Raw genomic sequence first — 12,946 nt, 5'->3', positions numbered from 1 at the left:
CGATCGCCCCGTGCGAGACCGCCACACCCTTCGGACGACCCGTCGAACCCGACGTGTAAATCACATACGCCACGTCGTCCACGCCCACCGGGACCTCAGGGGCCTTCGGACCATCCCCGCCGACCAGACCACCGTCCACCACGAAAACGTCGGCGCCCTCGGGCACCACCTGCCGCGTGGCCGACGTGCACACCACGACCGCCGGACGGGCATCGGCCAGCATGAACCCGATCCGCGCGACCGGATACCCCGGATCCACCGGCACATACGCGGCGCCCGCCTTCAACACCCCCAGCAGCACCGCCTCCAACTCCACCGACCGGCCGACCACCACACCCACCAGGTCACCCCGGCCCACACCACGCGACGCCAACTCCCCCGCAACACGGTCACTCGCCGCGTCCAACTCCGCATACGACCACCGCACACGCTCATCCGCCACCGCCAACGCACCCGGCGTCCGCCCCACCTGCGCAGCGAACAGATCCACCAACGTCGCAGGCTCCACCTCATGCGCGGTGTCGTTCCACTCCGACAGCACCATCCGGCGTTCGGCGGAGTTGAGGATCTCCACCTGGTTCACGGGAACGGCCGGGTCGGCGGCCACCTGTTCGAGGACGCGGACGAGACGGTCGGCCATCGCCGCGACGGTGTGTTCGTCGAACAGGTCGGTGGCGTACTGGATGACGCCGCCGATGCCGCTGGGGGTGCCTTCGTCGTCGCGGTGTTCGGCGAGCGTCACCGACAGGTCGAAGCGGGCCGCCTGGGTTCCCTCCTCGGGCGGGAGCGCCTCGAACGCCAGTCCGGGGAGGGTGGTGCGTTCCTGCCAGCGGGGCAGATTCTGCAGGGTGTACTCGACCTGGAACAGCGGGTGCCGGGACAGGGACCGGGCCGGGCTGAGGTCGTCCACCAGCCGTTCGAACGGAATGTCCTGGTGGGCGTAGGCGGCCAGGTCGGCGTCGCGGACGCGGGCGACCAGGTCGGCGAACGTCGGGTCGCCGCTGACGTCGGTGCGCAGCACCAGGGTGTTGACGAAGAACCCGGTGACGTCGTCGAGGGCGGCGTCGCCGCGGCCGGCGACGGCGGTGCCGAGGGGGATGTCGTCGCCCGCGCCGAGCCGGGCCAGCAGCACCGCCAGGCCGGCCTGGACGACCATGAAGACGGTCGCGCCGCTGCGCTGGGCGATCCGCACGAGGCGGGCGTGCACGGCGGCGGGGACGTGCACCGGGACGGCCGCGCCGCGGAAGGTGGGCATCGACGGGCGGGGCCGGTCCATCGGCAGCGCCAGTTCCTCGGGAAGCCCGGCGAGCGCCTCGCGCCAGTGGCGGAGCTGGGCGCTGATGGCGCTGTCGGGGTCGTCGAGGTCGCCGAGGACCTCGCGCTGCCAGATCGCGTAGTCGGCGTACTGGACGGGCGGCGGGGTCCAGGCCGGGGCGGTGCCCTGGCGCCGCGCGGTGTAGGCGGCGGCGAGGTCGCGCAGGAGGATGCCCATGGACCAGCCGTCGACGGCGATGTGGTGGGCGACGATGCTCAGTACGTGCTCGTCGTCGCCGACGGGCACCAGCCGGATCCGCCAGGGCAGGTCGCGGGAGACGTCGAAGCGGTGGACAGCCTCGGCGCGCAGCACGTCGCCGACGTCCTCGCCGGGGGCGTCGACGGTGAGGCGGGGGTGTGCGGCGGGGCCGGTGAGGATCTCCTGGCGGGGGGTGCCGTCCCGGTCGGGGTAGATGGTGCGGAGGGTCTCGTGCCGGTCGGCGACGTCGGCGAGGGCCGCCAGCAGGGCCGCGATGTCGAGTGCGCCGCGCAGCCGGACGGCCAGGGGGACGTTGTAGCCCGCGCCGGCGCCGGCCTTCTCCAGCCGGTTGAGGAACCACATGCGCTGCTGGCCGTAGGACAGCGGGACCACGTCGGGCCGGGGCCGGGGCGTGAGGGCGGGCCGGGCGGCGCCGCCGGTGCTGTCGGCGAGGCGGGCCAGGTCGGCGGGGGTCGGGCCGGTGAACAGTTCGCCGATGCTGATCTCGACGCCGAGGACGGCGCGGACGCGGGCGAGCAGCCGCATGCCGAGCAGCGAGTCGCCGCCGAGGTCGAAGAAGGAGTCGTCGGCGCCGACCCGGTCCAGGCCGAGCAGTTCGGCGTACAGGCCGCACAGCAGTTCCTCGACGGGGGTGGCGGGGGCGCGGCCGCCGGTGAGGCCGCCGAAGTCGGGGGCGGGCAGGGCGCGCCGGTCGAGCTTGCCGTTGGGGGTCAGCGGCAGCGCGTCGAGGACGACGAACGCGGCGGGCACCATGTATTCGGGGAGCCGTTCGGCGGCCAGGTCGCGCAGCCGCGCGGCGAGGCCGCGGTCGTCGCCGGCGGGGACGACGTAGGCGACGAGGCGTTTCTCGCCGGTGTCCTCGCGGACGACGACGGCGGCGCGGGCGACGTCGTCGCAGGCGGCCAGCAGCGCCTCGATCTCGCCGGGTTCGACCCGGTAGCCGCGGATCTTGACCTGTTCGTCGGCGCGGCCGGCGAACATCAGCCGGCCGTCCTGCCAGCGGGCGAGGTCGCCGGTGCGGTACATGCGGGTGCCCGGGGCGAACGGGCAGGCGGTGAACCGTTCGGCGGTGAGGGCGGGCCGGTCCAGGTAGCCGCGGGCCAGGCCGTCGCCCGCGACGTACAGTTCGCCGGTGACGCCGTCGGGCACGGGCTGCAGGAACTCGTCCAGCACGTAGACGCGGGTGTTGCCGCGGGGGCGGCCGATCGGCAGCACCGCGGGCGGGTCGGAGCGGACCTCGTGGGTGGTGGCGCACAGCGTCACCTCGGTCGGCCCGTACAGGTGCCGGAGGGTGACGTCCGGGCAGGCCGCCATGATCTTCGCGGCGGCGCCGGCCGGGACCACGTCGCCGCCGGTGAGGACCTCCTGGACGCCGGCGAGGGCGCCGGGGGCCTCCTCGGCGAGCACGCCGAACAGGCCGGCGGTGACGTGCACGGCGGTCAGGGCGTGGTCGCGGACGAACCGGGTGAGGGTCGCCGCGTCCACCTTGCCGGGCGGGGCCACGACGACGGCGCCGCCGTGGGCGAGCGGAACCCAGATTTCGAAGGTGGAGGCGTCGAAGGCGTGCGGGGCGTGCAGCAGGACGCGGCCGCGGGCGCCGGGGCCCCAGCACGGGTCGGTGGCGAGGGCGGCGACGGCGCCGTGGGTGGCGGTGACGCCCTTGGGTTCGCCGGTGGACCCGGACGTGTACATGACGTAGGCGAGGTCGGCCGGGGCGAGCGCGACGGCGGGCGGGGGCGCGTCGGACGGCAGGTCCTCGACGGTGACGGCCGTCCCGGCGGCGATGACGCCGTCGGCGACGAGCTGCCGGGCGAGGCCGCCGTCGGCGACGACGACGTCGAGGCCGGCGAGGACGCGGCGGGTGCGGGCGGCGGGCCAGGTCGGGTCCGCCGGCACGTAGGCGGCTCCGGCGCGCAGGATGCCGAGCAGGACGGCGATCAGGTCGGGTGAGCGTTCCATGGCGACGCCGACGAGGTCGCCGCGGCGGACGCCGCGTTCGGCCAGGCCGGCGGCGATGCGGGCGGCGTGCCGGTCCAGGTCGGCGTAGGTCAGGCAGCGGCCGGCGCCGATGACGGCGGCCGCGCCGGGGGTGCGGGCGGTCTGCGCGGCGAGCAGGTCCACCAGGGTCGGTGCGGGCGTCCGCGCGGCGGTGTCGTTGCGTTCGGCGAGCAGGGCGTGCCGTTCCGCCGGGTCGAGCACCTGGAGCCGGCTGACGCGCAGGGCGGGGTCGGCGGCGACCTGGTCGAGGACGCGGACGAGGCGGTCGGCGAGGGTGCGGGCGGTGGTCTCGTCGAACAGGTCGGTGGCGTAGAGCAGGCCGCCGCCCATGCCGGCGGGGGCGCCGGCGGCGTCGCGGTGCTCGGAAAGGTTGAGGGACAGGTCGAAGCGGGCGGCGTCGGCGCGGGACGCGGCCTGCCGCACGGTCAGCCCGGACTGCTCCCAGCCGCCGGTTTCGGCGTCGGGCTCCGGCATGCTCTGCACGCTGAGCGCGACCTGGAACAGCGGGTGCCGCGACAGCGACCGGGTGGGGCTGAGTTCGTCCACGAGGCGTTCGAACGGGACGTCCTGGTGGGCGTAGGCGGCCAGGTCGGTTTCGCGGACGCGGGCGACCAGGTCGGCGAACGTCGGGTCGCCGCTGACGTCGGTGCGCAGCACCAGGGTGTTGACGAAGAACCCGGCGAGGTCGTCGAGGGCGGCGTCGCCGCGGCCGGCGACGGCGGTGCCGAGGGGGATGTCGGTGCCCGCGCCGAGCCGGGCCAGCAGCACCGCCAGGCCGGCCTGGACGACCATGAACATGGTGGCGCGTTTCTGCTGCGCGAGCCGCACGAGGCGGGCGTGCGCCGCCGCCGGGACGTGCAGCGGCACCGACTCGCCGGCGAACGACGGGGTGGCGGGGCGGGGCCGGTCGGCGGGCAGGGGCAGCTCTTCGGGCAGCCCTTCCAGGGTCTTGCGCCAGTGGCCGAGCTGGGCGGTGATGGCGCTGTCGGGGTCGTCGAGGTCGCCGAGGACCTCGCGCTGCCAGATCGCGTAGTCGGCGTACTGGACGGGCAGCGGCGCCCAGCCGGGCGCCTCGCCGCGCCTGCGGGCGGTGTAGGCGGTGCCGAGGTCGCGGGCGAGCACGCCCATCGACCAGCCGTCCACGGCGATGTGGTGGGCGACGACCAGCAGGAGGTGCTCGTCGTCGGCGATGCGCAGCAGCCGGACCCGCCAGGGCAGTTCGCGTTCGACGTCGAAGCCGCGGGCGGACTCCTCGCGCACCACGGCGTCGACGTCGGCGGCGTCCACCGGGACGACGTCCACGGCGGGATGCGCGTCGAGGATGCGCTGGCGGGGCGCGCCGTCGGTCTCGGGGAAGACGGTCCGGAGGCTTTCGTGGCGGTCGGCGACGTCGGCGACGGCCGCCCGCAGCGCCGCGGTGTCGAGCCCGCCGGACAGGTGCAGCACCATCGGCACGTTGTAGCCGGCGCCCTCGCCGGCCTTCTCCAGCCGGTTGAGGAACCACATGCGCTGCTGCCCGAACGACAGCGGCAGCGTGTCGGGGCGGGGGCCGGCGGTCAGCGGCGGGCGGACGTCCGCGCCGCCGAGGCCGTCGATGACGCGGGCCAGGGCCGCCACGGACGGCGCGGCGAACAGGTCGCGGATGCCGATCTCGGCCTCCAGGACGGCGCGCACCCGGGCGATCAGCCGCATCGCCAGCAGCGAGTCGCCGCCGAGGTCGAAGAAGGAGTCCTCGGCGCTCACCCGCGGCACGCCCAGCACCTCGGTGAACAGGCCGCACAGGACCTCTTCGGTGACGGTGGCGGGACCGCGCCCCCCGCCGCCGCCGAGGTCGGGGGCGGGCAGTGCGGCGCGGTCGAGCTTGCCGTTGACGGTGAGCGGCAGCGCGTCCAGGAGCACCACGGCGGCCGGCACCATGTGCTCGGGCAGCCGCCGGGCGGCGAATTCGCGCAGCGCGGCGGCGTCGAGGGCGGCGCCGGCGGCGGGGACGGCGTAGGCGACCAGGCGGCGGTCGCCGGGGCGGTCCTCGCGGGCCACGACCGCGACCCGGTCGACGCCGTCGTGCCCGGCCAGGACGTGTTCGATCTCGCCGGGTTCGATGCGGAAGCCGCGGATCTTGACCTGCTGGTCGGCGCGGCCGGCGAACGCCAGCTCGCCGTCGGGGGTCCAGGAGCCGAGGTCGCCGGTGCGGTACATGCGCTCGCCGGGGGCGAACGGGCAGGCGACGAACCGTTCCGCGGTCAGCCCGGGGCGGCGCAGGTAGCCGCGGGTCAGGCCGGCGCCCGCCAGGTACAGTTCGCCGGTGACGCCGGGCGGCACCGGCCGCAGGGAGCCGTCGAGGACGTAGACGCGGGTGTTGGCGACGGGCCGGCCGATCGCGGGCAGGCCGTCGGCCCAGCCGCGGCCGTGGCCCTGCGGGGGGACGGGCCCGGCGGTGGCGATGACGGTGGCCTCGGTGGGCCCGTAGGTGTTCCACAGGCGGTCGCCGCCGGTCCAGCGGCCGGCCAGGTCGGCGGGGAGCCGTTCGGCGCCCAGCACCCAGCGTGCCACGCCGCCGAGGTCGGCCGGGTCGAGCATGCCGAGCAGCGACGGGACGACGCTGGCGGCGCCGACGCCCCGCTCGTTCATCATGCGGGTGAGGGCCTCCGGTTCGGCGCGCTCCCCGGCGGTCGCGATCGCCAGGGTGGCGCCGGACGTCAGCGTGACCACGACGTCCAGGACGGAGGCGTCGAAGCTGAAGGAGGCGAACTGCAGGACCGTCACGCCGGGCGCGGCGCCCAGCACGGGGCGTAACGCCGCGGCCAGGTTCCGCAGGCCGCCGTGCTGGGCCATCACGCCCTTGGGCCGCCCGGTGGAGCCGGAGGTGTAGATGACGTAGGCCAGGCCCGCCGGGTGCGGCTGCGCTACGGGCGGCTCCGGGCGCTGCGCGGCCACGGCCGCGATCACGTCCGGGTCGTCGAGCGGCACCCGCCGGACGCCCTCGGCGGCCGCGCCCGCGCCCGTCTCGGCGGTGGCGACCAGCAGGGACGCGCCGCTGTCGGCGAGCATGAACGCGAGCCGGTCCGCCGGGTACTCCGGGTCGAGCGGCACGTACGCCGCCCCCGCCTTCCACACGGCGAGCATCGCGACGATCAGGTCGATGCCGCGGGGCAGGCACAGCCCGACGACGGTCTCGGCGCCGGCGCCGAGGTCGCGCAGGTGGCCGGCGAGCCGGTTCGACCGCTCCTCCAGCTCGGCGTAGGTCAGCGACTCGTCCCCGCACAGCACGGCGGGGGTGTCGGGGGCGGCGCCGGCGCGGGCCCGGATGAGGGCGGGCACGGTGTCCGCGGGCACGGGGGCGGCGGTGTCGTTCCAGGTGTCGAGGACGGCGTCGCGTTCGGCGGGGTCCAGCAGGTCGAGCCGGCCGAGCGGCAGGTCGGGATGGGCGGCGATCCGCCCGAGGATCCGCACCAGCCGGTCGGCGAGCGCCTGCACGTCGCGTTCGGCGAACACGTCCGGCCGGTAGCTGATGCGGAAGTCCAGGTCGTCGCCGGGGGCGACGGCGACGGTCAGCGGGTAGTGGGCGGCGTCGCGGCCGCCGGTCATGGCGAGCCGCAGCCCGCCGAGGTCGGGGGCGCGGCCCTCCCCGGCCGGGTAGCTCTCGAACGCCATGAGGGTGTCGAACCCGGCGCCGGGCCCGGCGACCTTCCGGATCTCGGCCAGGCCGAGGTACTGGTGGTCGAGCAGCGCGGACTGCTGCTCCTGGAGCCGGGCGAGCATGTCGGCGACGGTCCGCGCCGGGTCGAGGCGCACCCGGACGGGGACGGTGTTGAGCAGCAGGCCCAGCATGCGCTCCACGCCGGGGATCTCGGCGGGGCGGCCCGCGACGGTCGCGCCGAACACCACGTCGTCGCGTCCGGTGAGGCCGCCCAGCAGGATCGCCCAGGCGGCCTGGGTGACGGTGTTGAGGGTCAGGCCGCGGCTTCGGGCCAGCTCCCGCAGCGTCGCGGTGAGGCGGCTCCCGGCGCGGGCGACGACGGTCTCCGGCAGCACCGGCACGCCGTTGCCCGCGGCGGGGGCGACCAGCGTCGGCTCGTCCACGCCCGCCAGCGCCGCGCCCCACGCCTCGCGCGCCCGGTCCTTGTCCTGGCGGGCCAGCCACGCCAGGTACTCGCGGTAGGGGGTGACGGGCGGCAGGCCGTCGGTGCGGCCGCCCGCGCCGTAGACCGCCCACAGCTCGCCCATCAGGATCGGCAGCGACCAGCCGTCCAGCACGATGTGGTGCAGGGTGATCACCAGCCGGTGCCGGTCGGGTCCCAGCTTGACCAGCAGCAGCCGGAACAGCGGCGGCGCGGACAGGTCGAACCGGCGCAGCCGCTCCTCGGTGACGAGCCGGTCCGCCTCCTGCATCCCCGCGCCGCTGTCGAGGTCGGACAGGTCCACCTCGCGCCACGGCAGGGGGACGCCGCGCATCACGACCTGGACGAGCTGCTCGGCCCCGGCGGGGCGGCGGAACCCGACGCGCAGACCGGCGTGCCGGGCCAGCAGCGCCTCCCACGAGCGGCGCAGCACGGCGGCGTCCAGAGGGCCCTCCAGGTCGACGACCTCCTGCCCGACGTACACGTCGAGGGCGTCGTCGTCGAAAAGGGCGTGGAAGAGCAGGCCCTCCTGCAGCGGAGACAGCGGCCAGACGTCCTCAACTCGCCTCTGCGTCACCATGCGCCCCCTTCAAGTTCGGATTCGAGCTCGTCGATCTGGCCCTGCGCCAGGGTCACCAGCGGGAAGTCGGACGGGGTGTGGCCGCCCGCGTCCGCGCGGTCGGCGTAGGCGGCCAGCCCGGTCAGCATCGCCGCCCACCCCGAGGCCAGAGCGGAGACCGCCGCCTCGGGCAGCAAGTCTTCGGGCCAGGCCACTGTCAAGGCAAGGGTCGGGCCCTCCGGAAGATCGTGGACGACGCCGGAGACCTCCAGCACGTGCCCGGCGGCCATGCGGGGGTCGGCGCCGCCGCCCAGCCCGGTGCGGCCGACGGGCTGCCACGGGCGGTCCGCGCCGCCGTCGTCGCCGGCCGCGGCGAACCGGCCCAGGTAGTTGAAGGCGATCTGCGGTGCGGGCAGCGCCGCGAGCTCGGCGGCGGTGTCCGGGTTGACGTACCGCAGCAGCCCGTAGCCCAGGCCGTCGGACGGCACCGCGCGCAGCTGCTCCTTGACGCGTTTCACCAGGCGGTCGACGGCGGGTCCGCCGGCCCGCACCTCCGCCGGGTCCAGCGTCCCCGGGTCGAGGCGGACGGGGTGGACGCCGGTGAACCAGCCGACCGTCCGCGACAGGTCGAGGGTGTCGGAGATGCGGCCGTGGCCTTCGACGTCGATGAGCACGCCGCCGTCGGCGGGGCCGCCGCGGCCGCGCCGCCACTCCACGAGCGCGGCGGCCAGCGCGGCGAGCAGCACGTCGTCGACGCCCGCGTGGAACGCCGCGGGCACCCGGGTCAGCAGCGCCTCGGTGACGTCGGAGGGCACGGAGGCGTCCACGCGGCGCACCGTGCCGACCAGGTCGCGGGACGGGTCGAGGCGGCGGGCGCCCACCAGCGGGTCCGGGCCGTCCAGCATCGCCTTCCACTTCGGCAGCTCGGCGACGCGCTCCGCGCTGGCGGCCTGCTCGGCGAGGTGCAGGGCCCACTGCCGGTAGGGGACGGGCACGGGCGCCAGGTCCGCGTCCGGCGTGTCATAGGCGGCGGCCAGGTCCGGCAGCAGGATCCGCCAGGACACCCCGTCCACCACGAGGTGGTGGATCAGCCACAGCAGCAGGCCGCCGCCGTCCGGGCCCGTGTCGAACCACACCAGCCGGGTCATCACCCCGGCCTCCGGGTCCAGTCGCGCGGCCTCCTGGCGGGCCCGTTCGGCGACGACGCGTTCCAGGTCGCCGCCGGCCTGCACCCGGTCCAGCACGTCGGCGGCCGCGACGGGCCGTTCCGGGACGACCAGCCGCCGCTCGCCGGGCTCCAGCCGGGCGCTGAGCAGCTCGTGCCGGTCCAGCACGGCCTGCACCGCGCCGGTGAGCCGGGCATGGTCGGCTCCGGCGGGCACCGTCAGCAGCATCGACTGGTAGAACGCGCCCGTCAGGGCCGCCTCGCCCGACCGTTCCGCCGCCAGGTGCAGCACCGGCGTCCACGGGACCGGGCCGGCCGCCGCGACATCGCCGCCGCCGTCGTCCTCGGTCGGGACGGCCACCGCCGCCAGCCCCGCCGGGGTCTGGTGCTCGAACACCTGCCGCGCCGTGATCGCCAGCCCGGCGCGGCGCGCCCCCGCCACCACCAGCATCGACAGGATCGAGTCGCCGCCCAGGGTGAAGAAGCCGTCGTCCGCGCCGACCCGCTCCAGCCCGAGCACCTCGGCGAACAGCTTGCACAGCGTCTCCTCCGCCGGGGTGGCGGGGGCGCGGCCGCCGACCAGCCCGGCGAAGTCCGGGGCGGGCAGCGCGGCCCGGTCCAGCTTGCCGTTGGCGTTCAGCGGCAGCGCCTCCAGCTCGACGACCGCGCCCGGCACCATGTAGGGCGGCAGCCGCCGCGCCGCGAACTCCCGCAGCGCGGCCGTGTCGACCGCGGCGCCGGCGGCCGGGACGACGTAGGCGACGAGCCGGTCGTCCCGCGCCACCACCGCCACCCGGTCCACCGCGTCGTGCCCGGCCAGGACGTGCTCGACCTCGCCGGGTTCGATCCGGTGGCCGCGGATCTTCACCTGCTCGTCGGCGCGGCCCGCGAACACCAGCAGCCCGTCGCGGCTCCACCGGGCCAGGTCGCCGGTCCGGTACATGCGCTCGCCGGGGGCGAACGGGCACGCCACGAACCGCCCGGCCGTCAGGCCCCGCCGGTTCAGGTAGCCGCGCGCCAGGCCCGCGCCCGCCACGTACAGCTCACCGGTCACCCCCGGCGGCACCGGCCGCAGGTACTCGTCCAGCACGAACACCCGGGTGTTGGCGATGGGCCGGCCGATCGACGGGACCCCGCCGACCCAGCCCGCGCCGTCGTCGGCGATGGGGCCGGTGGTGCAGATGACGGTGATCTCGGTCGGGCCGTAGGCGTTCCACAGCCGTTCGCCGCGGCCGAAGCGCCGCGCCAGCTCCTCGGGCATCCGCTCGGACCCCACGACCCAGCGGGCCACGCCGTCGAACCGGTCCGGGTCCAGCTCCCGCACCAGGGACGGGACGAGGCTGACCGCGCCGACGCCCCGCTCGTTCACCATCCGGGTCAGCAGCTCGGGGTCGGCCCGCTCCTCGTCCGAGGCGATCACCAGGGTCGCGCCGGACGCCAGCGCCACCGCCACGTCCAGCACCGACGCGTCGAAGCCGAACGACGCGAACTGCAGCATCGCCACGCCGGGCCCCACGCCCAGCACGGGGCGGAACGCCTCGGCGAGGTTCACCATGCCGCCGTGCCGGGCCAGCACGCCCTTCGGCCGCCCCGTGGTACCCGACGTGTAGATGACATAGGCCAGGCCGTCCGGGCGCGGCCGCGTGCCGACGGGTTCCGCGGACCGGCCCGCGACCAGCTCGTCCAGCGACTCGACGACCAGGGCCGCGCCGCTGTCGGCGAGGATGAACTCCTGCCGGTCGGCGGGGTGTTCGGGGTCGAGCGGCACGTACGCGGCGCCCGCCTTCCACACGCCGACCATGGCGACGATCGCGTCGATCCCGCGCGGCATGCGCAGGGCGACCACGGACTCGGCGCCGATCCCGGCGTCCAGCAGGTGGCGGGCGAGCCGGTTCGACCGCTCCTCCAGCCCGGCGTAGGTGAGGGCGGCGTCGCCGCACCGCAGCGCGACCGCGTCGGGCGTCCGCTCCGCCCAGCCGGTGATGAGCTCCGGCAGCGTCGCCTCGGGGACGGCCCGCGCGGTGTCGTTCCAGTCGGCGAGCACGGACCGCCGTTCGGCCTCGTCCAGCAGTTCGACGGCGGCGACGTCGATGTCCGGGTCGGCGGCGACCTGCTCCAGCACGCGGATCAGCCGCTCGGCGATCCCGCGCGCGGTGGCCTCGTCGAACAGGTCGGTCGCGTAGAGCAGCCCGCCCTGCAGCCCGGCCGGTGCGCCGTCGGCGTCGCGGCTCTCGGTGAGGCTGACCGACAGGTCGAATTTGGCCGCCTCGGCGTCGGGCCGCACCGGCCGCACGCTCACGCCGGGCAGCTCCCACCGGGCGGGCGGCAGGTTCTCGATCGACAGGGTCACCTGGAACAGCGGGTGGCGCGACAGCGAGCGGGACGGGCTGAGGTCGTCCACCAGCCGTTCGAACGGCACGTCCTGGTGGGCGAGGGCGGCCAGGTCGGTCTCCCGGACGCGCCGGACCAGTTCGGTGAACCTCGGGTTCCCGCCGACGTCGGTGCGCAGCACCAGCGTGTTCAGGAAGTACCCCACCAGGTCTTCCAGCGCCGCGTCGCCCCGCCCCGCCACGGTGGTGCCGATCGGGATGTCGGTGCCCGCGCCGAGCCGGGACAGCAGCACGGCCAGCGCCGACTGCACCACCATGAACACCGTCGAGCCGGTGCGCCGGGCCAGCTCCGCCAGCCGGGCGTGCACGGCCGCCGGAACCGCGAGGGGCACCACGGCGCCCTGGAACGACGGGACGGGCGGGCGGGGCCGGTCGGTCGGCAGCGCCAGCTCTTCGGGCAGCCCGGCGAGCGCGTCGCGCCAGTAGGCGAGCTGGGAGCTGATCGCGCTGCCGGGGTCGTCGAGTTCGCCGAGGAGCTCGCGCTGCCAGATGGCGAAGTCGGCGTACTGGACGGGCAGCGGCGCCCAGTCCGGTTCGCGGCCCTCCAGCCGGGCCGCGTAGGCGACGGCCAGGTCGCGGGCCAGGACGCCCATCGACCAGCCGTCCACCGCGATGTGGTGGGCGGTCACCACGAGGATGTACTCCCCGTCGCCGAGCACGAGCAGGTCGGCCCGCCACGGCAGCTCGGCGGCGACGTCGAAGCCCCGCCCGGTCACCTCGGCGATCACGGCGGACGGGTCGTCCCCGGTGATGCGGGTGACGGTCAGCGGCGGGTGCGCGGCCGGACCGGTGAGGATCTTCTGCTGCGGCAGCACCGCGGTCTCGGGGTAGACGGTGCGGAGGGTCTCGTGCCGGTCGGCCACGTCCGCCAGGGCGGCTTCCAGGACGTCCGGGTCCAGATCGCCGGAGAGCCGCAGCGCCAGGGGCACGTTGTAGGCGGCGCCGGAGCCTTCCTCTTCGAGGCGGTTGAGGAACCACATGCGCTGCTGCCCGTAGGACAGCGGCAGGATCTGCGGCCGGGGCCGGGGAGCCAGCGCCGGCCGGGCCACGGCCGAGCTCTCGGTGACCGCCTCGGCGAGTCCGGCGACGGTGGGGTCGGTGAACAGGGTCCGGATGCCGATCTCGGTGTCGAACACCGCCCGGATCCGGGCGATGAGCCGCATCGCCAGCAGCGAGTCACCG

General features: G+C 75.9%; 2 protein-coding genes. Both read right to left on the bottom strand.

The genetic code is table 11. The features are described 5' to 3' along the window. A partial coding sequence (locus tag ABD879_RS29690) for a non-ribosomal peptide synthetase (protein WP_345025026.1) occupies positions 1 to 8,230 on the bottom strand: 8,230 nt, incomplete at its 3' end. Continuing rightward, a partial coding sequence (locus ABD879_RS29685; protein WP_345025025.1) for an amino acid adenylation domain-containing protein occupies positions 8,224 to 12,946 on the bottom strand: 4,723 nt, incomplete at its 5' end. The genes ABD879_RS29690 and ABD879_RS29685, both read right to left, overlap by 7 nt.

Source organism: Actinomadura keratinilytica, assembly GCF_039539665.1.
Taxonomy (GTDB): Bacteria; Actinomycetota; Actinomycetes; order Streptosporangiales; family Streptosporangiaceae; genus Spirillospora; species Spirillospora keratinilytica.
The sequence above is the reverse complement of the archived record's forward strand: the minus strand, read 5'-3'. Positions and strand labels throughout refer to the sequence as shown.